Origin of the sequence: uncultured Dysosmobacter sp. (assembly GCF_947631165.1) — a bacterium.
In the GTDB taxonomy this organism is placed as follows: domain Bacteria; phylum Bacillota; class Clostridia; order Oscillospirales; family Oscillospiraceae; genus Oscillibacter.
Genome location: NZ_CANRKH010000002.1, coordinates 91,308 through 111,696 on the forward strand (window position 1 = coordinate 91,308; position 20,389 = coordinate 111,696).

General features: G+C 58.3%; 26 protein-coding genes and 1 pseudogene. 11 read left to right on the top strand and 16 right to left on the bottom strand.

The annotated features are described in order from the left end of the window. Window positions 1–5: 5 nt before the first annotated feature. From Q0Z69_RS01650 to Q0Z69_RS01685, 8 genes are all read right to left on the bottom strand, one after another. Window positions 6–1,181 carry a PLP-dependent aminotransferase family protein gene (locus Q0Z69_RS01650; RefSeq protein WP_298029219.1) on the bottom strand — a complete coding sequence of 392 codons (1,176 nt, stop codon included), beginning with the start codon at window positions 1,179–1,181 and terminating at the stop codon, window positions 6–8. Window positions 1,182–1,197: 16 nt separating this feature from the next. Continuing rightward, window positions 1,198–1,821, bottom strand: coding sequence for an AAA family ATPase (locus Q0Z69_RS01655; RefSeq protein ID WP_298029221.1), 624 nt, complete (start codon window positions 1,819–1,821; stop codon window positions 1,198–1,200). A gap of 14 nt (window positions 1,822–1,835) precedes the next feature. Next, window positions 1,836–2,540 (bottom strand): ABC transporter ATP-binding protein, encoded by a 705-nt coding sequence (locus Q0Z69_RS01660; RefSeq protein ID WP_298029223.1) that lies wholly within the window; start codon window positions 2,538–2,540, stop codon window positions 1,836–1,838. Between the two features lie 12 nt (window positions 2,541–2,552). Beyond that, entirely contained in the window at window positions 2,553–3,326 is a 774-nt protein-coding gene (locus Q0Z69_RS01665) for an ABC transporter ATP-binding protein (protein ID WP_298029225.1), read from the bottom strand. After that, window positions 3,319–4,473: a branched-chain amino acid ABC transporter permease gene (locus Q0Z69_RS01670; protein ID WP_298029227.1), complete on the bottom strand. Its 1,155-nt coding sequence runs from the start codon at window positions 4,471–4,473 to the stop codon at window positions 3,319–3,321. Before Q0Z69_RS01670 ends, Q0Z69_RS01665 begins: the two co-directional genes overlap by 8 nt. Continuing rightward, entirely contained in the window at window positions 4,470–5,360 is an 891-nt protein-coding gene (locus Q0Z69_RS01675) for a branched-chain amino acid ABC transporter permease (protein ID WP_367272202.1), read from the bottom strand. Before Q0Z69_RS01675 ends, Q0Z69_RS01670 begins: the two co-directional genes overlap by 4 nt. 86 nt (window positions 5,361–5,446) lie before the next feature. Then, window positions 5,447–6,685 carry an ABC transporter substrate-binding protein gene (locus Q0Z69_RS01680; RefSeq protein ID WP_298029231.1) on the bottom strand — a complete coding sequence of 413 codons (1,239 nt, stop codon included), beginning with the start codon at window positions 6,683–6,685 and terminating at the stop codon, window positions 5,447–5,449. 289 nt (window positions 6,686–6,974) lie between these two features. Further along, window positions 6,975–7,112: a hypothetical protein gene (locus tag Q0Z69_RS01685; protein WP_298029233.1), complete on the bottom strand. Its 138-nt coding sequence runs from the start codon at window positions 7,110–7,112 to the stop codon at window positions 6,975–6,977. Window positions 7,113–7,267: 155 nt separating this feature from the next. On the opposite strand from Q0Z69_RS01685, the gene Q0Z69_RS01690 reads away from it, so the two are divergent. Genes Q0Z69_RS01690 through Q0Z69_RS01705 form a run of 4 tightly spaced genes read left to right on the top strand, consistent with a single transcriptional unit; the run spans window position 7,268 to window position 11,561 of the window. After that, the gene (locus tag Q0Z69_RS01690; protein ID WP_298029235.1) at window positions 7,268–7,720 is read left to right on the top strand and encodes a MarR family winged helix-turn-helix transcriptional regulator; all 453 of its coding nucleotides are present in this window, start codon (window positions 7,268–7,270) and stop codon (window positions 7,718–7,720) included. After that, window positions 7,717–8,928, top strand: a complete 1,212-nt coding sequence (locus tag Q0Z69_RS01695) for an iron-containing alcohol dehydrogenase (protein ID WP_367272199.1) — start codon at window positions 7,717–7,719, stop codon at window positions 8,926–8,928. Before Q0Z69_RS01690 ends, Q0Z69_RS01695 begins: the two co-directional genes overlap by 4 nt. Beyond that, window positions 8,925–10,304, top strand: a complete 1,380-nt coding sequence (locus Q0Z69_RS01700; RefSeq protein ID WP_298029237.1) for an aldehyde dehydrogenase — start codon at window positions 8,925–8,927, stop codon at window positions 10,302–10,304. Before Q0Z69_RS01695 ends, Q0Z69_RS01700 begins: the two co-directional genes overlap by 4 nt. Before the next feature lie 36 nt (window positions 10,305–10,340). Next, complete coding sequence (locus Q0Z69_RS01705; RefSeq protein WP_298029239.1) at window positions 10,341–11,561, top strand: carcinine hydrolase/isopenicillin-N N-acyltransferase family protein; 1,221 nt, start codon at window positions 10,341–10,343, stop codon at window positions 11,559–11,561. Window positions 11,562–11,728: 167 nt separating this feature from the next. On the opposite strand, the gene Q0Z69_RS01710 is transcribed toward Q0Z69_RS01705, so the two are convergent. The 4 genes from Q0Z69_RS01710 to Q0Z69_RS01725 form a co-directional block, all read right to left on the bottom strand. Then, window positions 11,729–12,241, bottom strand: coding sequence for an Hsp20/alpha crystallin family protein (locus tag Q0Z69_RS01710; protein WP_298029241.1), 513 nt, complete (start codon window positions 12,239–12,241; stop codon window positions 11,729–11,731). 17 nt (window positions 12,242–12,258) lie between these two features. After that, window positions 12,259–12,495, bottom strand: coding sequence for a helix-turn-helix domain-containing protein (locus Q0Z69_RS01715; protein ID WP_298029243.1), 237 nt, complete (start codon window positions 12,493–12,495; stop codon window positions 12,259–12,261). Window positions 12,496–12,900: 405 nt separating this feature from the next. Then, complete coding sequence (locus Q0Z69_RS01720; protein WP_298029245.1) at window positions 12,901–13,074, bottom strand: hypothetical protein; 174 nt, start codon at window positions 13,072–13,074, stop codon at window positions 12,901–12,903. Between the two features lie 101 nt (window positions 13,075–13,175). After that, complete coding sequence (locus Q0Z69_RS01725) at window positions 13,176–13,319, bottom strand: hypothetical protein (protein WP_298029247.1); 144 nt, start codon at window positions 13,317–13,319, stop codon at window positions 13,176–13,178. Window positions 13,320–13,588: 269 nt separating this feature from the next. Between Q0Z69_RS01725 and Q0Z69_RS01730 the strand changes: the two genes are divergently transcribed. After that, window positions 13,589–14,305 (top strand): DUF434 domain-containing protein, encoded by a 717-nt coding sequence (locus Q0Z69_RS01730; protein ID WP_298029249.1) that lies wholly within the window; start codon window positions 13,589–13,591, stop codon window positions 14,303–14,305. A gap of 26 nt (window positions 14,306–14,331) precedes the next feature. Here Q0Z69_RS01730 and Q0Z69_RS01735 read toward each other — a convergent pair whose 3' ends face one another. Beyond that, complete coding sequence (locus Q0Z69_RS01735; protein WP_298029251.1) at window positions 14,332–15,585, bottom strand: DNA polymerase IV; 1,254 nt, start codon at window positions 15,583–15,585, stop codon at window positions 14,332–14,334. Window positions 15,586–15,790: 205 nt separating this feature from the next. On the opposite strand from Q0Z69_RS01735, the gene Q0Z69_RS01740 reads away from it, so the two are divergent. Further along, window positions 15,791–16,204: an SOS response-associated peptidase gene (locus tag Q0Z69_RS01740; protein WP_298029254.1), complete on the top strand. Its 414-nt coding sequence runs from the start codon at window positions 15,791–15,793 to the stop codon at window positions 16,202–16,204. A gap of 67 nt (window positions 16,205–16,271) precedes the next feature. Here the strand turns inward: Q0Z69_RS01740 and Q0Z69_RS01745 are convergent. The 3 genes and pseudogenes from Q0Z69_RS01745 to greA all read right to left on the bottom strand — a co-directional run. After that, window positions 16,272–16,424, bottom strand: a pseudogene (locus Q0Z69_RS01745) (DUF5348 domain-containing protein); the annotation flags it as partial. Between the two features lie 198 nt (window positions 16,425–16,622). After that, a complete protein-coding gene (gene lysS, locus Q0Z69_RS01750) occupies window positions 16,623–18,125 on the bottom strand; it encodes a lysine--tRNA ligase (protein WP_298029258.1) in 1,503 nt (500 codons plus the stop codon). Window positions 18,126–18,131: 6 nt separating this feature from the next. Then, window positions 18,132–18,605 carry a transcription elongation factor GreA gene (greA, locus tag Q0Z69_RS01755; protein ID WP_298029260.1) on the bottom strand — a complete coding sequence of 158 codons (474 nt, stop codon included), beginning with the start codon at window positions 18,603–18,605 and terminating at the stop codon, window positions 18,132–18,134. Between the two features lie 238 nt (window positions 18,606–18,843). Between greA and Q0Z69_RS01760 the strand changes: the two genes are divergently transcribed. From Q0Z69_RS01760 to Q0Z69_RS01780, 5 genes are read left to right on the top strand one after another with little or no spacing between them, the layout of a single operon-like run. Beyond that, window positions 18,844–19,116, top strand: a complete 273-nt coding sequence (locus Q0Z69_RS01760) for a hypothetical protein (RefSeq protein ID WP_298029262.1) — start codon at window positions 18,844–18,846, stop codon at window positions 19,114–19,116. Continuing rightward, entirely contained in the window at window positions 19,113–19,322 is a 210-nt protein-coding gene (locus tag Q0Z69_RS01765) for a hypothetical protein (RefSeq protein WP_298029264.1), read from the top strand. The genes Q0Z69_RS01760 and Q0Z69_RS01765 overlap by 4 nt, the downstream gene beginning before the upstream one ends. Continuing rightward, window positions 19,319–19,675, top strand: coding sequence for a hypothetical protein (locus tag Q0Z69_RS01770; RefSeq protein WP_298029266.1), 357 nt, complete (start codon window positions 19,319–19,321; stop codon window positions 19,673–19,675). The genes Q0Z69_RS01765 and Q0Z69_RS01770 overlap by 4 nt, the downstream gene beginning before the upstream one ends. 17 nt (window positions 19,676–19,692) lie before the next feature. Next, the gene (locus tag Q0Z69_RS01775) at window positions 19,693–19,998 is read left to right on the top strand and encodes a hypothetical protein (RefSeq protein WP_298029268.1); all 306 of its coding nucleotides are present in this window, start codon (window positions 19,693–19,695) and stop codon (window positions 19,996–19,998) included. Beyond that, window positions 19,995–20,252, top strand: a complete 258-nt coding sequence (locus tag Q0Z69_RS01780) for a hypothetical protein (RefSeq protein ID WP_298029270.1) — start codon at window positions 19,995–19,997, stop codon at window positions 20,250–20,252. The genes Q0Z69_RS01775 and Q0Z69_RS01780 overlap by 4 nt, the downstream gene beginning before the upstream one ends. Window positions 20,253–20,389 lie beyond the last annotated feature (137 nt).

Sequence of the window (20,389 nt, forward strand, 5' to 3'; positions counted from 1 at the left end):
CCCCTTTATCCGGCTTCCCGGAACAGTTTTCCCATGATCCGCATTCCCTGTGTGATCTGCTGGTCCGTGGCATTGGAGAAATTGAGCCGCAGACAGTTGCGGACATTTTCATTGGCAAAGAAAGACATGCCGGGAATATAGGCCACCTTATTGGCAGTCATGGCGGGCATAAGGGCAGTGGTGTCAATTCCCTCTGAGAGCGTTACCCACAGGAACAGACCTCCGCAGGGATGGGTCCAAGCGGCATCGGTGGGAAATTCGGAGGCCAGCATGGACAGCATCCTGTCCCGCCGTCCCCGATAGAGATCGTTGAGATGGCGGATATTGGCGTCCAGGTCGTTGTCCTCCAGGTAGGTATCCACCACCATCTGGGAAATGGTGCTGGCCTGCAGATCGGTGCACTCCTTGGCGCTGGCGTATTTATCCAACAGCTCCGGCGCGGCGATGAGCCAGCCCAGGCGGATGCCGGGACTCAGGACTTTGGAAAAGCTGCCCATATAGGTGACGATACCGGTGGTGTCCATGGACTTCAGCGATGGGACCGGTTCGCCCTCGTAGCGCAGCGCACCATAGGGATCATCCTCCAGAATGGGAACGCCGTACTGCTCCGCCAGCGCCAGAACAGCCTTCCGTCGTGCCAGAGACCAGGTCTTTCCCGTGGGATTCTGGAAGGTGGGGATCACATACATCAGCTTGGCGTCCGGGTTTTCCGCCAGCTTCCGCTCCAGATCCTCCGGGATCATCCCGTCCGCATCGGTCTCGATGGGAAGAATCGTGCAGCCATAGGAGCGGAACACCGTCAACGCGGCGAGGTAGGTGGGGTTTTCACAGATCACCAGATCGCCGGGCTCCAGAAAGACCTTGCCTGCCAGGTCCAGTCCCTGCTGGGAACCGCTGACGATCAGGATGTTGTCGGCGGCACAGGCGATCCCCTGGGCTTGGTGCCGCCGGGCCAGCTTTTCCCGCAGGGGCTGAAAGCCCTTGGAAGGGCCGTACTGGAGGGCGGCGGTGCCCTTGGTCAGATAGACCTTGTCAGAGGCTTTCCGCAGGGCTTCCAGGGGGAAGGACTCAGGGGCGGGCAGACCGCCGGCGAAGGAGATGATATCCGGCTTTGCGGTCAAAGCCAGCACGTTTCGCACGGCGGAGGTATCCATCCGGGATATCCGATCAGAAAAACGCATAGAGAGGACCTCTTTTCTATTTCACAAACAGGGGGATCATCCGCTGGATAAGGGCCACACAGCCGTCCTCGCCCAGCCGCTCGGAATCCAGGGAGAGGTCGTAGCCCGCAGCGTCCCGCCACTCTTCTCCGGTATAGTAGTGGTAGTACGCGGAGCGGCGCTTATCCTCCACCCGGATATGCTTGGCTACTTCCCGCTGGCTCCAGGCCAGGGAGTAGGCGGACACCCGGGCCAGTCGGGCCTCGATAGGTGCGTGGATAAACAGCCGCAGCACGTTGGGGCGGTCCGCCAGCAGAAAGTTTGCGCAGCGGCCCAGGATGATGCAGCTCTCCGTGTCCGCCAGTTCCTTGATGATCTTGGCCTGGAAGCTGAACAGGTTCCGGGTCGAGATGTAATCGTCGCTGTCCGGCGGCAGTATCTCGCCGGTATAGACCTTCTCCGCCGCTGACAGCATCTCCTTCAGGCCGATGCGCTCATCCGCCGCGCCGAACAGCCGCTCGTGGATGCCGCTGACCTCCGACGCCTTCCGCAGCAGGTCCCGGTCGTAATAGGGGATCCCCAGGACGTCGGACAGTTTGCGGGTGATGTTATGGCCGCCGCTGCCGGTTTCGCGGGCCACGGTGATCACGAATTTTTCCATTGTTTTTCCTCCTCTCATGCGCCCAGGTATGCCTTGCGGACCCGATCGTCGGCCGCCAGGTCCGCCGCTCTTCCCTCCATGGAGATGGTGCCGGTCTCCAGCACATAGGCCCGGTCGCTGACAGCCAGGGCCATTTTGGCGTTCTGTTCCACCAGCAGAATGGTGATGCCGCTTTTGTGCAGCTCCTCGATGATGGCGAAGATCTCCTTTACCAGCAGGGGGCTAAGGCCCATGGACGGCTCGTCCATCAGCACGATGCGGGGGCCAGTCATCAGTGCCCGGCCGGTGGCCAGCATCTGCTGCTCGCCGCCGGAGAGGGTGCCTGCCAGCTGGCGGCGCCGCTCCTTTAGCCGGGGGAAGTGACTGTAGACCTTCTCCAGGTTCTCGGAGATGTTTTTCTGGTTTTTGATGATGTACGCGCCCATGCGGAGGTTCTCCTCCACTGTCATGCGGGCAAACACATGGCGCCCCTCCGGAACATGGGCCAGGCCCATGCCGATGATGGTGTTGGCGGGAACCTTCTGCAGATCGTAGCCATCCATGACGATGGAGCCGGAGGAGGCCCGCAGCAGGCCCGAGATCGTATGCAGAGTAGTCGTTTTTCCAGCGCCGTTGGCGCCGATAAGGGAGACCAGTTCTCCGTCCCCCACGGTAAGGGAGATGCCCTTCAGGGCGTGGATCGCACCGTAAAAGACATTCAGGTCTTTGATTTCCAGCATGGTTCTCCCTCCTTACTCGCCCAGATAGGCGGCGATGACCTTTGGGTTTTTCGCGATCTCCTCCGGTAAGCCGGAAGCAATCGTCTGGCCGTAGTCGATGACCTGGATACGCTCGCAGACATTCATGACCAGGGACATGTCGTGTTCGATCAGCAGGATCGCCACGCCAAAGCGATCACGGATGGTATTGATGCACGAGAGAAGCTCCGCCGTCTCCGTGGGGTTCATGCCCGCGGCCGGCTCGTCCAGCAGCAGAACCTTCATGTTGGTGGCCAGCGCCCGGGCGATCTCCAGCTTTCGCTGCTGGCCATAGGGCAGGCTGGAGGCCAGGAGATCCGCCTTGTCCTCCAGATGGCAGATGGCCAGCAGCTCCATGCAGCGGTCTGTGCTCGCCTTTTCCGCCCTCCAGAATTTCGATGTGCGGAAGGTGGCATCCAGCAGATTGTAATGGATGTCCTTTGTACAGGCGGCTTTGACATTTTCAAGGACCGTCATGTCGTTGAACAGCCGGATATTCTGAAAGGTGCGGGCGATGCCTGCCTCTACGAATTGATGGGTCTTCTTTCCATTCAGCGGTACGCCGTCCAGCAGGACGGTACCCTCGGTGGGCACATAGACGCCGGTGAGCAGGTTGAACACTGTGGTCTTTCCGGCACCGTTGGGACCGATGAGGCCTACCAGCTCGCCGGAGTAGATCTGGATGTTGAAATCCTGCACCGCGTGGAGGCCGCCGAAGGAGATGCCCAGCTTCTTCGTTTCCAGAACGGGCGTGATTTTCTCAGCCATGGTTTGCCGCCTCCTTCTTTGCGGATTTCTCCAGCCCGCGGGATGCAAAGTAGGAACTGATCCATGCAGGCCACTTGGGGATATCGCACAGGGCAAATTCCCGGCTGCCCATGATGCCTCTTGGCCGGAACATGATGACCACGATCAGGGCGATGGAGTAGACCAGCATGGGGTAGGTGAATACATTCTGCAAAAACGCGGGCAATGCGGCCACCCAGGCCCCGTTTTTGATGGTGTAGTTCAGCAGGAACAGCACCACAGCGGCAATAACGGAGCCGGTGAGGGACCCCATGCCGCCCACCACCACCATGACCACAATGAACACGGAGTTCAGAATGGAGCCGTTGGTAAAGGCAAATGAGGTGGTGGACAGCGATGCGTTGCAGCAGGCGTACAGGGTGCCGGTGATCCCGGCGAAAAACGCGGAGATCGTGAAGGTCATCACCTTGTAATAGCTGACATTGATGCCGGAGGCGGCGGCGGCGATCTCGTTGTCCCGGATCGCCCGGATACAGCGTCCGTATTTGGAGCGGACGAACATGAACATGACCGTCATACACAGGATGACCACCAGTGCCGCCACCCACAGATACTGCATTTTCTCGTCGTTGGAAAAGCCCAGACCGGTGGCATAAAGAGCCGAGGAGGCGGAGCCCTGGGACAATCCCTGCTGCCCGCAGAAGGGCAGGTTGTTGATGAGGTTGACGATGATCATGCCGAAGCCCAGCGTGATGATGGCCAGATAATCGCCCTTCAGCCGCAGGGCCGGGATGCCCACCAGCAGCCCCAGCAGCGCCGCGGACGCGCCGGCGATGAGAAAGCTCAGCAGCAGCACCAGCATAAAAGCGGGTCCCGATTTCTCCGTGTAAAAGCCCGCCCGCTGGAGTGCCAGGGAGAACAGTGACGCAGCATAGGCGCCCACGGCCATAAAGCCGCAGTGGCCCAGAGAGAGCTGCCCCAGGAACCCCAGCACCAGATTCAGCGAGGCCGCCATGATGATGAGATAGCTGCACTGCCAAAGGGAAGGCGTGATTTTGAGCTTCATGGTGCTGCCGCCGGTCATGCCGATGACCACAGCCAGAGCGAAGAGAAGCAGCGCTGCCGCAAGGTTGACCAGATAGCGGGCCTTGATAGAAGTCTGTTTCATACTTTTTCACCTACATTCTTTCCGAGGATACCGGCGGGCCGGATCATCAGCACGATGATGAGGATCAGGTAGACAAAGGTATCAGACATGGAGGAGCTGATATAGGTGTTGGCACCGGACTGGACAATGCCGATCAGCAGTCCGCCCAGCACAGCGCCGGGCAGGGAGCCGATGCCCCCCAGCACCGCTGCCACAAAGGCATAGATGCCCAGAGTGGCGCCCATCGTGGTGAACACCTTGGGATACTGGGCAATGTACATCAGCGCCGCTACCGCTGCCAGCCCCGCGCCGATGCCGAAGGTGACGATGATGGTATGGTTGACATTGATGCCCATAAGGGTAGCCGCTTCCTTGTCTTCCGACACACAGCGCATGGCGCAGCCAATGCGGGACTTCTGGGTGAAGAAGTACAGCGCCGCCATGATGACGGCGGAGACCGCCACCGTGATGATGGTGGCGTGACTGATGGCGACGCCGCCCACGGAGATGGTCTTGGCAAAGAGCGTGTAGGGCACCTTGGGGTCCGGCCCGATGGCCGGAATAGCCTGAGCCAGATTTTCCAGCACAAAACTCATGGCGATAGCGGTGATGAGACAGGTCAGGTTGTTGCCGGTCTTGCGGACGGGCCGGTAGGCCAGCAGCTCCACCAACATCCCCACACAGGCGCAGACCACGATGGCGGGCACCACCGCCAGCCAGCCGGGTATCCCCACGTTCATCATGATGGGAATGGTGAAAAACAAGGAGTAGCCGCCCACCATAATGAAATCACCGTGGGCGAAATTAATGAGCTTGATGATGCCGTAGACCATGGTATAGCCCAGGGCGATCAGGGCATAGACGCTTCCCAGCCGTAATCCCGTGATAAGAAACTGGATAAATGTAATCATAGGATCGTTCCCTCTTTCCTATTGAATCAGCGGAAAATCGGTGGAGGGGGAGGCGTTTCGCCTCCCCCTCACCTTTAAATCAGTCAACTCAGGCTCAGGGCCTTGACAGTGATCTTGGAAACATCCTCGTCACCGGCGGTATAAGTGTAACCCATCAGCACGCCGTTCTTGATGGGGGTACCGGTCTCATCAAAGGAGAAGCTGCCGCAGGTGGTGTCATAGGCGGCGCTGGTGTCGGCCAGCGCAGCCTGGACGCTGGCGGCATCGGAGGCGCCGCAGGCCTCCATGGCAGTCTTATAGACATACACCGCATCATAGGCCAGCGCGTCAAAGTTATTGGGAGTCTCGCCGTAAGCGGCCTCATAGTTTTTGACAAAGTTGGTGGAAACATCGCTGGCCGCCAGTTCGGTAGAGTAATGGTTCACGAAGTACACGTCGTTGTAAACAGAAAGATCCGCGCCGTCGGGAATGGTGGTCTCGGTGTTGTCCACGCCGTCGGCGCCCAGCAGCACGCCGGTGAAGCCCACACTGCGGGCCTGGGGCACTAGATAGGGACCCATGACGTCATAGTAGAAGGGAGTGAATACCATCTCGGCTCCGGCGGAGACCATCTTGTTGAACTGGTTGGTGTAGTCCACTTCGGTCATGGTAGCCACGGATTCCTCGGCTACGATCTCCAGTCCCTTATCACCGCAGGCGGCGGTAAAAGCGTCCCGCAGACCGGCGGAGTAGGTGTCGGCGGAGCAGTAAACAATGCCCACCTTGGTATAGCCCTCGTCCTTGGCCCACTGAGCAGCCAGTTCACCCTGGAAAGAATCACGGAAGCAGGTACGGAACACAAAATCCATAGCAGTGGTCAGGGAGTCTGCCGTGCCGGATGGGGTAATCATCACCACACCCTCGGAGTTCGCCACAGAGGTGATGGCGGAAGTGCAGCCGGAGGTGGCGGAACCGACCACAAGCTGGATGCCGTCGGAGATCAGGGCGTTCATGGCGTTGACGCACTCCGTGGGGTCACCCTGGTCATCCTTGGTTTCCACGGCCAACTGGCAGGCACCGTCGCTGAGGGCAACGCCGCCGGCGGCGTTGATTTCGTCAATGGCCAGCTTCACGCCCTTCTCAATATGGGTGCCGTAAACGGCCAGACTGCCGGTCAAGGGGCCGATCATACCCAGGGTAATGGTTTCACCGGAGGCTTCTTCGGCCGGCGCGGCATCTCCGCCGCCGGCCTCGGGTTCCTCGGTTTTTCCGCCGCAGGCGGTCAGAGTAAAGGCCAGACAGCAGGCCAGGAACAGGCTCAGCAAATTTTTTTGTTTCATCATAATTCCTCCTTAAACACGAGTGGTTCTTCTGGAAAAACACAAGGGAGTGTGAACGTTTTTCCGTTCGCACTCCCTTGTGTTGACCTCAGCATACGTAGTTTCCGTCATTTTGTCAATGGCAATAACTATATAAAAACCCGATATTTTCGTCCACTATTTTGTAATTTAATCTATATTTTTAGGAATTAAGCACAACGTGTGTGTCACACATGGGCATTTTGACGAAACAATGTCCGTGGCATTTTCAGGAAGGTATTTCAGAATCAATTCATATCCAGCCCTTGATCAGTTACAGCTCATCCAGGTTCCGTACATACTCCCGCTCCGTGATCTTCCAGCCTCTGGGCGCAGGGCGCGGCAGGTTCCCCACGGCAATTCCCTTGAACAGGTTCACATACAAAAATCTATTCAAGTGTTCAAAAGTCATTTGCTCTGCCAGCTCCAGTTTTAAAACAATCCCCTTCCACATTCATGCATGGAAGGAAAAACTGTGGAATATCGTTAGTTGACAATTCAACTTTCTATTTGTATAATACAGAAGTTGAATTTACAACTTCTTGGCATGTTACAGGAGGAACAGACATGATTGAGCGATTTGAGAAGTTTACATTATCTATCTTTGAAATATCCCGGTGCTGGCACAAGCTGGCGGAAGAGGAATTGTCGCCCTATGGACTGAAAGGACCCTACGCCACATATCTGACCGTGATGTACCGGTATGAGGACGGGATCACCGGGCCGGAGCTGTGCGAGCTGTGCGGCAAAGACAAGTCGGATCTCTCCCGTGCGGTGGCGGTCCTGCAGGAAAAAGGGCTTGTGGTCAAGGAGGTCGTAAACAAAAGCCTGTATCGGGGCTTGTTCAAGCTGACAGAGCGCGGCAGAGCCGTGGCGGAACAGCTTTGCAAGCGGGCCAGTCTGGCGGTTGAACTGGCAGGTGGAGATTTATCGGGGGAAACGCGGGAGACATTCTACAGGGTGCTGACTTCTATCACAGCGAACTTGAAAGCACTCAGCAAAGAGGGGCTTCCGCAATGATGAACCCGCTGATGAAGTGTTATTGCAGAACCGTTCAACTGGCCTTCCGGCTGGCGATGCCTCTGCTGCCGTATCGGGAACCGGAGCGGTTTGACAGCATCCGGAGCATCCCGGCGCTGCTGGATCAGCTCAATATCCATTCCGTTTTGCTGGTAACAGACCGCCCTTTGCGGGAAGCGGGCATGACCAGGCCGCTGGAAGAGCTGCTGGAGCAGACCCGATGCCATTGCGCAGTCTATGACGGAACCCGCGCCAACCCCACCGTACACAACGTGGAGGAGGCCAGAGAGCAGTATCTGGCGAAAAAATGTCAGTGCCTGATCGCCTTTGGAGGCGGTTCCTCCATGGACTGCGCCAAGGCGGTGGGGGCCAGGATCGTCTATCCCAAGCGGAGCGTCAACCAGATGAAGGGACTGCTGCGGGTGCTTCGCCGCCTGCCGCCCCTGATCGCTATCCCCACCACCGCCGGCACCGGCAGCGAGGTGACCGTCACCGCTGTCATCACCGACAGCGAGCGGAAGCACAAGTACACTATGAACAATTTCACCATGATCCCCCGCTACACGGTATTGGACCCGGCGGTGACCCGTACCCTGCCCCCCGCTCTCACCGCAACCACCGGTATGGACGCGCTGACCCATGCGGTAGAAGCGTATATCGGCGGCTCCACCACAGAAGAGACCCGGCGGCTGGCCCTGGAGACCGTGCGGCTGGTGTTTGGAAATATCGAGGCCGCCTATCAAAACGGCAACGACCTCACCGCCCGGAAAAATATGCTCCACGCCGCGCACATTGCGGGCATTGCGTTCTCCAAGTCCTATGTAGGCTACGTCCATGCGGTGGCCCACTCCCTGGGCGGGGAGTACAACACGCCCCACGGTCTGGCCAATGCGGTGCTGCTGCCCATCGGGCTTGAGATCTACGGCCCCTGCGTCCACCGCAAGCTGTGGGAGTTGGGCCGGAGCGCCGGAGTGGTGAAGGAAACGGACGGTCAGGCAGAGGGAGCCGCGGCCTTCATCGCTGCCATCCGCAGCCTGAACAGGCGGCTGAACATCCCGGAAAAGCTGCCGGAGATCCGGAGGGTGGATGTCCCTCATATGGCCGCCCACGCCGCCCGGGAGGCCAACCCTCTCTACCCCGTACCCCGGCTGATGGACGCGGAGGAGCTGGGGCTGTTTTATGAAAGAGCGGCAGATTGGGGGGAATGACATTGAATATTCATGAAATTGTCGAGAATCAGCACAGGTTTTTCCATTCCGGGGCTACGCTGCCGGTATCCTTCCGAAAGGAGATGCTCCAGCGGCTGAGAAATGCGGTAGACCGCTATGAGCCGGAGATCGCGGACGCCCTGGCCGCCGATCTGGGCAAAAGCGGGTATGAGAGCTTCATGTGCGAGATCGGGCTTGTGTGCAGCGAGATCAGCTACATGCTCCGCCATGTAAACCGCTTCGTGAAGGAGCGTACCGTTTGGACGCCGCTGGCCCAGTTTGCCTCCCGGAGCTTTCAGAAGCCGTCCCCCTATGGCAATACCCTCATCATGAGCCCGTGGAACTATCCGGTCCTGCTCACGCTGGACCCTCTGGCGGACGCCATCGCGGCGGGCAATACCGCCGTCGTCAAGCCCAGCGCCTACGCCCCGGCCACCAGCGCCCTGCTGGCGGAAATGATCGGGAAGTGCTTCCCTCCTGAATATGTGGCGGCGGTCACTGGGGGCAGGCGGGAAAATTCCGCCCTGCTGGAGGAGAAATTCGACTTTGTGTTTTTCACAGGCAGTCAGGCGGTGGGGCGGGAGGTCCTGCGGCACACGGCGGAACGCCTGACCCCGGCCGTGCTGGAGCTGGGCGGGAAAAGCCCCTGCATCGTGGACGAGACCGCCAAGCTCCCGCTGGCGGCCAGGCGCATCGTGTTTGGGAAATACCTCAACTGCGGACAGACCTGTGTGGCCCCGGACTATATTCTCTGTCAGAGCGGCATCAAAGACGAGCTGGTGGATGCGCTGCGCGGAGAGATCGTAAGGCAGTATGGGGAGGACCCTTTGAAAAATCCGAACTACGGCAGGATTGTCAACGAAAAGCACTTCCAACGGCTGCTGGGACTCATGGACAGGGAGAAGGTGGCGGCCGGCGGACAGACATCACCGGAGACGCTGCAGATCGCGCCCACCATTCTGGACGGCGTTGCCAACAGCGACCCGGTGATGGGGGAGGAAATCTTCGGACCCATCCTGCCCATCCTCACTTTTGACCGCTTCGATGAACTGTACGAACGGCTGGCGGATCGGCCCAAGCCCCTGGCCCTTTACCTGTTCTCCGAGAACCGGGCCCGCATCCGGCAGGCTATGTCCCAGTTCCGCTTTGGCGGCGGGTGCGTCAACGACGTGGTCATTCACCTGGCCACCAGCGGGATGGGCTTCGGCGGCGTAGGCGAGAGCGGCATGGGGGCTTACCATGGCAAGACCGGCTTCGACGCTTTCTCTCACTGCAAGAGCATTGTAGACAAGAAGACCTGGATGGATCTGCCCATGCGCTACCAGCCCTATCAAAAGAAGCTGTACGGGAAACTGCTGCACCTGTTTCTGCGATAAATTTTATGAACATTTATGAATTGTGAGGAACCTGCAATGGAACAATCAGTTACACCCAAAAAGCATTGGAAGAAAACTCTCCTCTGCCTTATCCTTGCTGCCGCCATCCTGATGTTTGCTCTGGTCATTGTCATATTTGCCCTTTGGCACAACGAGATCGGCTCGTTGACCAGTATGACCCTGCTCCGGGAGCGGGATGACAGCCATCAGGACGGCGCTGTCTACTCCATGGACATCAAGGGGGGCTTCTACTTAGACGCGTTCATTGCCCAGGGCGGGGCCAAAAGCGACCGGGAGCTGATCTCCTTTATTACCGGAAATATTACCAAGGGGCTTATCCCCATGAATATCAGCGAATCGGAGATCTCCTGCTCCTCCTTTACCGCCGCCACAGAGGACGGCGACCGGCTGTTTGCACGGAACTACGACTTCTCCAAGACGAATACCTGTATTGTGCGCACCCAGGCCAATGAGGGGCGTCACGCATCCATCTCCACAGTAGACCTCCAGTTCCTGGGCTTGGACGTGGATCAAAACATAGACGGGCTGGTGGACCGGATCACCTGTCTGGCCGTTCCCTACATTCCCTTGGACGGAATCAATGACGTGGGGGTGGCCTGCGGCATTTACATGACCTATCAGGGGGACGGAGTACCCACGGATCAAAACACGGACCGGCCCGATCTGACCTCCACCACGCTGCTGCGGCTGATCTTGGACTATGCGGACGATGTGGAGGAGGCGGTGGAGATCGCTTCCAGTTATGACCTGCACGATTCTGCAAAGACCTCCTATCATTACATGGTGGCCGACGCCAGTGGGAAAAGCGCCATTCTGGAATGGGTAGGCGCGTCGGGCGGCGCAGAGGATACCGATGGCTCCAAACGGGAGCTGGTAGTGACCTACAACGATGCAGACAGCCACATTGGGACTGCCGAGGGAGTCAGCGACTACCAGTGGATCACCAACTTTATCCTTCAGCCCGGCTATTATCAGTCGGATGAACAGAAAAAGGGATATGACCGTTATCAACGTATCAGCCAGGAGCTGGCCCGGACGGACGGCGTTGTTGCGGATGAAAGCGCGGCTATGGATATCCTGTCCATTGTGGGCCGCAGAAAATGGGACAATGATGACGGCAACAGCTGCACCGTTCACAGCGTAATCTACAACCTGACAGACAGATCTGTTTTATGGGTCCCCAACGAGCACTACAACGAGAGCGGAGCAGCCTACTGTTTTGATTTCAACTCATAAACACAGGTTGTAGCGCCCCAGCCTTTTCATAGGTGCAAGTGTTAGGAAAACAACAAGGTCGATGATCTACACAGGCCAGAAATAAAGGGAGGCCCCAAAAGCAATCACTCCCGGGACCTCCCTTTACATGTTATAGGCTGTGAGCCGCCTCTTGTCATACTATCGGATCACTCGATAGCGATGGCGGAACTCTTGGGCAGCTGCTTTTGCTCCTGCTTGGGCAGGGAAATCTTCAGAATGCCGTCCTCAAACTTGGCGGACACATCCTTGGCCTCCACACCCTCGCCCACATAGAAGCTGCGACTGCAGGCCCCGGCATGCCGCTCCTGACGGATGTATTTGCCCTTCTTGTCCTTCTCATCCTTGTCGAGTCCCTTGGCGGCGCTGATGGACAGGTAGCCGTCCTTCAGATCCGCGCTGACCTCGTCCTTCTTGAAGCCGGGCAGGTCGATATCCATCTCATAGCTGTTCCCGGTCTCCCGCAGCGGCACCAGATACTCATTGATCTCAACATACAGGAGATACTTGTCATTTTCCGTTCTGGGATATGAAATGTCTGGCTTACCGGTACTCTGCCACAGGCGATAACATACTGTGCCGTTAGTGACCTTCCCCCAAAAAGCCGCCCGCATCCTGCGCCCTGCCTGATTAAAATTGTTTCCATCAAAAAGTGGCTTCATCAGCTTTACCTGCTCTATCAAAATTCCTCCAATGCTTGATTGCAGTTTAATTCTCGCAGCCTTTTTCTGACCTTGGCCACCCAAGCCGTCACATGGTCAGCGGGCACGCCAAACCGCTCGCTGATCTCCCGATTGGAGTATCCATCTGCCAGCAGGCGGATGGCTTGGAACCCCTTTGCAATGACACCGGTCGCACCGGCTTCCCCCTGTTCCAGCAGCCTGAGCAGCACATTGCAGGACTCGGCCTGCTCCACGCTATCATCATCCAGTAATGTGTAGGGCAGCTCTTCCGGATCAGTGGCCAGCTCCCTGCCGCGTCGGGTGGCATACTCCAGCTGGGTATAGATCTCGTTGCGGATCAGCAGGTAGGCATAGGTGGAAAAGGCACCCTTGTGCCCGGGCCGGTCAGTTTAGGCGCCCAGCTGCAGCACGAGCTAGTCGGGCTGATTCGTGATCTTAGGCTCGGTGCCGTCTGTGTCCGCAAGAGCGGCGGGACAGAGTGAAAGGGAAAGGATCAGGGCGGCCAGAAAGGCCACGGTCAGCCGTCCTTACCGAAAAACTTTGGGGAATGCCGTTTTCATATTGAGACCTCCTTCAGCAAATACAAAGGGCGGAGCCCGCATAGCGAACTCCGCCCACAAAAGAATCAATTTGGCCGGTCAAGTCTCCGCATCCAACAAAAAATCCAGCGCGTTTACGAGCTTGATCCCGCCAATGTCGCTATCCAGCGCGGACTCCATTGTGATGACCATTTTTTCATAGTTATCCTGCATCGCCATGAGCGGCGCAAGCTCCCGCTCCCGGGTCACCGGCACGGCCATGGTCTCGGTCACTTGGATATACCGCTTTTTCCCGAGCTGGTGGCGATGAAGTCGATCTCCTTATCGCCCAGCTTGCCGATGGCCACCTCATAGCCCCGCCGGAGCAGTTCCAGTTAGATGATATCTTCCAGCAGGTGTCCGGCGTCTCCGCCCCGGTCTCTGGAGGCCAGCCGCGCCCATGCGCCCATGATCCCCTTGCCCGGCGGCATTTGGTCCCGCGGGAGCTTGACCCACTTGTATTTTAGCTGGCATTTCAATGCGGTTGGCCTCCTTTCCGGTTGGTCATAGATTGAAAAAGCCTCCGCTTCATGCTAAACTGAGTGAGCACGAAAGCGAGGCGAGGAAAATGATATATGTGTGTGATCACTGCCACTTCCTGTTCTCCAGGGTATCTCCCACAGACCGCTGCCAAGACTGTGGCAAAGAGGGCATTCGTCCTGCTATCCCGGAAGAAATACAGGAATTTGAACAGAGAAAAAAGATAGATTTGTGGAGCAATGATGTGTGATTGGTGGGGGAAGATGATATGGAAACGGTAAGACGTGGCTATGAGCCGAAGGACGCGGCTGAGTTCGGGCCAAAATCGCTGGACAGGCTAAACGCCGCCGCACAGGAGCTGCGCTTCCTGCTGAATCGGGGCTATGATGTAAAATCAGCGTCCACCTTCATCGGCAACCACCACCTGCTCAGCGAGCGCCAGCGGCTGGCCCTGGCCCGGATCACCTCCACAGACGCGGCGCTGGCGGAGCGTCGGCGGAAGGAGCTGCTTCAGGCCCCCGAGGAGCTGGTCCTGGACGGTTTCAACACCATTATCACCCTGGAGGTGGCCCTGTCCGGTTCCCTGCTGCTGGCAGGGATGGACGGCACCATCCGGGATCTGGCAGGGCTGCGGGGGACCTACCGCATCGTGGACAAAACGGTAAAAGCGGTAGAGTTGCTACTGTCCCGGCTGGAGACGCTGGGGGTGGAAAAGGCCCTGTTCTACCTGGATCAGCAGGTGTCCAACTCCGGACGGCTGCGGGCGCTGCTGCTGGAACAGGCGGCTGAGCAGGCCGTGAAGGTCCAGGTAGAGCTGCACCCCAGCGTGGACGGCCTGCTCTCCCGCATGGAAAATGTGGTGACCTCAGATGCCATCATTCTGGATAAGTGTAAAAGCTGGTATAACCTAAACCGCAGCTTGATTGAACAAACAATACCAGAGGCATGGGTTTTACAACTAAACCCGTACCCCAAAGAATTTTAACCACGCTCCAATTTATACGATGCTGACTACTCGCGAAGTGTTCCCAGAAATCCCACGGGATGGATGATGTGATCCCCTTTGGCGTCCAGGTCCAGTGCCGGGTCCAGCAGCGTGACTGCCCGACGGATACAAAAATAGCCGTATTTTGCCCGCAGCTTGTCCAGCGTCCGGTCAATCGCAGCCCGACGCTGGGCTTTCTGTTCCTCCGGGAAGAGGGACATCTGCTCCATCCCCTCCGCCAGAGACAGACCGCTTGCTTTCATCGACAAGCTCCGCACTGGGCCGCCGTCGGTGTGGTGCCGCCGGAACAGCTCCACCGCCGCTTCCCAGAGATCCATCGTATTCGCTGAGGGACGGGCCAGTCTGATCTGCCGGTCATAGTGGATCAGCCGGTTGTCCCGGATCCCCACCGCCACCGTGGTGCAGACACAGTCCTGCTCCCGGAGCCGGGCTGCCACACTCTCGCAGAGGGCCATCAGGGTTATTTTCACATCGTCCAGGCTCACCAGGTCCCGGGGCGCGGTGGTGGAGTTGCCGATGCTTTTGATGGGCGGAGACAGGTAGTAGGGCCGCACGCCGGATCGGTCCATGCCGTGGGCAAAGCGGTGAAGCATGATCCCGTTCTTGCCAAGCAGCCAGTAGAGAAGGTCTACATTGGTCTGGGCCAGTCCCCCGATGGTAGTGATCCCAAACCGGACCAGTTTCCGTGTGGTAGCGGGCCCCACATAGAGCAGGTCGCTCACCGGCAGCGCCCAGGTGGTCTCTCGGAAGTTTTCCTTCATGATGACGGTGGTGGCGTCCGGCTTTCTCATATCTGAGCCCAGTTTGGCGAATACTTTACTAAAGGAGACGCCCACCGAGACGGTCAGCCCCAGTTCCCGCCGGATGCGGGCGCGGATGTCGTTGGCAATGGTGGGGCCGTCCCCGAACAGGCCAGTGGAGCCGGTGACATCCAGCCAGCACTCGTCCAGGCCAAAGGGCTCTACCTGGTCAGTGTAGCTGGTGTAGATCTCCCTCGCCGCGCCAGAAAAGTATAGGTAGCGGTCATAGTGGGCCGGGACACAGACAAGGCCCGGACACTGCTGCCGTTCCTCCCACAGCACTTGGCCGGTGTGAACGCCAAGGCCTTTGGCAATATCGTTTTTGGCCAGCACAATGCCGTGGCGGGCCTCCTCGTCACCGGCCACCGCCACTGGCTTCCCCTTCAGCGTGAGGTCGAACAGGATCTCCACACTGGCATAGAAATTGTTCATATCCGAATGAAAAATGACCGGTTCCATGCCCTCAGTATATGAGGACAGAGGAATCTTCATCCCTGAAAGGAAGGACTGCTGTGTGCGGAAGGTACAGCCTAGCACCCGATGAATCCAAGGAAATCGCCCAGATTGTGGCTGAAGTACAGTCCAGGTTTGGCGCTTCCAGTATCCATACGGGAGAGATATTTCCTACCAACTCAGCCCCGATCCTGATGCTGGAAAACAAAAAATGGCCCCCAAGCCGATGACCTGGGGATTTCCCAGTTTCAAAGGCAGGGGGGTCATTATCAACGCACGGGGCGAGACGGCTTTGGATAAGCCCATGTTTCGCCGGTCCCTACTGGAGCGGCGGTGTGTGGTACCTACCACGGGCTTTTACGAATGGGATAAGCGGAAAACCAAGTACCACTTTCGATTGTCGGGCAAAGATGTGCTCTACCTGGCCGGCCTTTGGAGTGCCTTTCAGGGCGAGGAACGATTTGTGGTCCTGACCACAGCGCCCAACGATACCATTATCAACGTCCATGACCGGATGCCGGTGATTCTCACCGGGGCCGAGTTGGAGGCTTGGCTCCACGACACTGGAATAGCCTCGGCCAAACTGACAGCGATGCAGCCGGCCTTGGAGAGCATAGCGGTATAGGCGGTCAGATTCGGACTTTCAGGCCAAGGATATCCGGCGTTTTAACTCCCACCAGATACCAATCTTACCCCTTCATTTCAATACGAGTGGGTTTCCAGTGATCATTCCACCAGACCTCCATTGTAGTGCCGCAGTGGAGACCACCATAGCAGTCATCACTGTTGAAATGGATATCGGCACGACCACTTTGCATATCTGGGATTAAGATTCCCTCTCTCATATCGAATCTCCCATCTGAAAAACAGTAAGAAGTACCAGCCTTTTGGCTGGTACTTCTTCTGCTATACCAAATCCTTTTCGTTTGTCGTAAATCTGTCGCAAAACCTAAAATCACATTTTCTGTATCACAACAAATCAAGGAAATTATGCCGCTCTTTCTTCGATACTTTTCAAATAATCGAATATTTTTGCAGAAATTCTAATCCAGCGGCTTCATTGTCGGGAAGAGAATGACTTCCCGGATGGTGTCCGCGCCGGTCAGCAGCATGACGCAGCGGTCGATGCCGATGCCTAGGCCGCCAGTGGGGGGCATCCCGTACTCCAGGGCGGTGAGGAAGTCCTCGTCCATCATCCCGGCCTCGTCGTCACCCTTGTCCCGCAGCTCCACCTGCTTCTGGAACCGCTGGCGCTGGTCGATGGGGTCGTTCAGCTCGGAGAAGGCGTTGCCCATTTCGCTGCGGCAGATGAACAGCTCGAACCGCTCGGTGAGCCGGGGATCCTTGGGGGAACGCTTCGCCAGGGGGGACACGTCCACCGGGTGCATGGTGATAAAGGTGGGCTGGACCAGCTTCTCCTCCACCCTTTGGTCAAAGCACTCGTACAGGGCGTTGCCCCAGGTCTTGTCCGCCGTCTCCGGCAGCTCCACGCCGATGGATTTGGCGGCGGCCACTGCCTCCTCGTCGGAGGTAATGCTCATGAAGTCAATGCCGCAGTACTGCTTTACCGCCTCGTGCATGGGCATCCTGGGCCAGCCGGGGGTCAGGTCGATCTGCTCCCCCTGCCACTCCACCTGATAGGTCCCCAGGATCTTCTGGGCGGCGGAGGACAGCAGGTCCTCAAACAGGTCCATCATATCGTTGAAATCGGCGTAGGCCTGATAGAGCTCGATGGTGGTGAACTCGGGGTTGTGCTTGGGGTCCATGCCCTCGTTGCGGAAGATGCGGCCGATCTCATACACCCGGTCCATGCCGCCCACGATCAGCCGCTTCAGCGGCAGCTCCGTGGCGATGCGCATGTACATGTCGATATCCAGGGTGTTGTGATGGGTTATGAAGGGCCGGGCGGTGGCCCCGCCGGAGATGGTGTTCAGCACCGGGGTCTCCACCTCCATGAAGCCCCGGCCGTCCATGAACTCCCGGACGTGCTTGATGAACCGGGAGCGGATCACGAAGTTTCGCTTCACCTCCGGGTTCACCATCAAATCCACATACCGCTGGCGGTAGCGGAGCTCCTTGTCCTGGAGGCCATGGAACTTCTCCGGCAGGGGCAGCAGGGACTTGGCGAGCAGGGTGATGTCCTTGGCCCGGACGCTCATTTCCCCCCGCTGGGTGCGGAAGACCTCGCCTTCCACGCCCACGATATCGCCGATGTCGTATTTCTTGAACTGCTTATAGACCGCCTCGTCCATTTCGTCCTGGCGGGCGTAGAGCTGGATGCGGCCGTCCCGGTCCTGGAGGTCGCAGAAACTGACCTTGCCCATGCCCCGCTTGCTCATCAGACGGCCGGCCACCTTCACGGTCCTGCCCTCCATGGCGTCGAATTGGTCCTTGATCTGCTGGGACGTGGCGTCCCAGGCAAAGCGGGTCTGCTGGAAGGGGTCCTGGCCCTCGGCCTGGAGGGAGGCCAGCTTTTCCCGGCGGACCCTGGTCTGCTGGCTCAGGTCCTGCTCCTGAGGCTGCTGGGCGTTCTTCTGTTCAGACATGGCTGCTTACCTCTCGATCTTCTTCACCGTGTAGACGATATTGCCGCTGGGGGCCTCCACGGTCACGGTGTCCCCTTCCTTGGCGCCCAGCAGCGCCTTGCCGAAGGGGGATTCCTCGGAAATGATCCCATGCATGGGGTCGGACTCCTGGGAGCCGACGATCTTATACGGGGGCAGCTCCCGGCCGGAGGCATCCGCCACGGTAACGGAGCAGCCGATGGTGACTTCGTTTGTGGAGGCGTTGCTCTCGTCCACGATCACGATGTGCTGGACGATCTCTTCCAGCTCGGCGATGCGGGAGTACAGCTTGCCCTGCTCGTTCTTGGCCTCGTCATACTCGCTGTTTTCGCTCAGGTCACCGAAGCCCCGGGCCACCTTGATCTGCTCGGCCACCTCGTCAGAGCGGGTGGTCTTCAGGTAATTCAGTTCCTCCTGCAGTTCCTGGGCGCGGGCGGCGCTCATCTTGTATTCTCTTTCCATGGCAGCAAATCCTTTCTGCTATCTTTTGAGGGAAAAAGCCCTCTACACACATTATGGCAGGCTAATATTATAGTGTCTGCGGCCAGGAATGTCAAGTGTCAGCTGCTCCGATGGCGATCTGCGGAGATTGTAATATTAAGTGCGAGAGGTTCAAAGAACCTTCCGCACTTATTTTTTTATCACAAAACAAGGGGAATTGCCGACGAAACGGGGGTGAAAAGCGGTGCGGCGATACAAGATGATTGATTTTTCGGCCCGGAAGCTGATTGCGGCCCGGTACGCGGAGAACGCGCGGGTTGCCGACATTGCCGACGAAGTGGGCGTAACCACGGCGGCGGTTTACCGGGAGTTGAAGCGCGGCGAATCCGTCGGCGACGACGGGCGGGTTCTTTTGAACCATAGCAAGCGGCCCGCCTATAACCCGGTTATCGCACAACAGAGGTTTCAAGAAAACTTGCGGCGGCGCGGAAAGAGCGTCGCGGCGGCTATCGACGGAGGCGAAGCGGGATGACGAACTTTGAAAAGATCACCGAAAGCCCGGAAACGCTGGGCGAATTCTTGGGGTCCCTCCCGTGCCTTGAAGGGCCGTGGGACACAGCATTTCACCGGGCGTTTTGCGACGGGTGCGCCGCGGAGAATTGCGACGCGGAGAACTGCCCGAACAACGATCAGCGGAACAACCCCGGCTGGTGGTTGAGAATGGAGGCGGCGGAATGAAAGTGAAGATTCCCTTCCCGGACTGGACCGGCCCGTTCTACATGAAGGTTTCACGGAAGGGCGACGGGAAAGCCGAATGGACCGTGTACGAACCCGCGCCGCATGACCTCTTATCGTCCCGCGCAACGCTGGACATTGCCGGGGGTTCGTGCCTGTTCGAGCGGTTCGAGAGCGAGGAAGAGGCCCGGCGGGTCCGTTTGGAGCGGGACCGCCAGACAGCATGGCGGAACGGCGTTCGGTTCGCTGATATGCTGTGGAAAACCGCGCCGTTTCACGAATACGTCGTTTATTTCAGGCCGGGCAATGAATACAGCCCGGAAGCCGTCTGCATTGCGCGGCGGTTGTGGACCTGACGGAAAGGCGGTGCGACATGGCGCAGATCGTGAAAAAGGACAGGCCGCAAAACGTCTATGCAGTTTCCCGCGCCGGGCGGAATGTGCTTCACATTCAGGCCGCGACCGGCGAACAGGCGAAGCGGCGGTATTGCAAGCAATACGGAATCCGCCCCGGCGACTATTGGTGCGGAATCTCCACGCTGACCGCCCGGAAGATGAAGCCGGAAGAGGTTTTGAAATGGGAGGCGGAAGCGGAAGCGGACCGGGACACGTTGGTTTTTCTCCGCGGAATGCTGGAGATCGGCGCAAAGGCCAGCGCGGAAAGAGGGCTTTTGCAATGAGCGTTTGCCGCTATTGCGGGCAGGAAATCGGCTGGGCGTACAGCGCAGACGGAAAGCCGGTCCCCGTGGACACTGAACCCGTGTTCGTGATCGAGGGCGGCGGGACAGATTCGTTCTATACATACGAAGAGGGCGAAAACGCGGTGATTCGAGGCCGTGCCGCCCGCCCGGAAGAGGAATCCCGCGACCTTCCCGTTGCCTATGCGTCACACTGGAAAACGTGCCGGTCCTCCCGGCGCGGCGGGAGGGGGTGAAGAGGCGTGGAACGTCAATTCTGCTTGCCCTGCTTCCTCGAAATCAAAAAGGCCGGACGGCACGAAATAAAGCGCATCGGCGGCGGGGTCAATATGAAGATCACGTGCTGGCGGTGCAAGCGCCGCCGGTACGGGGC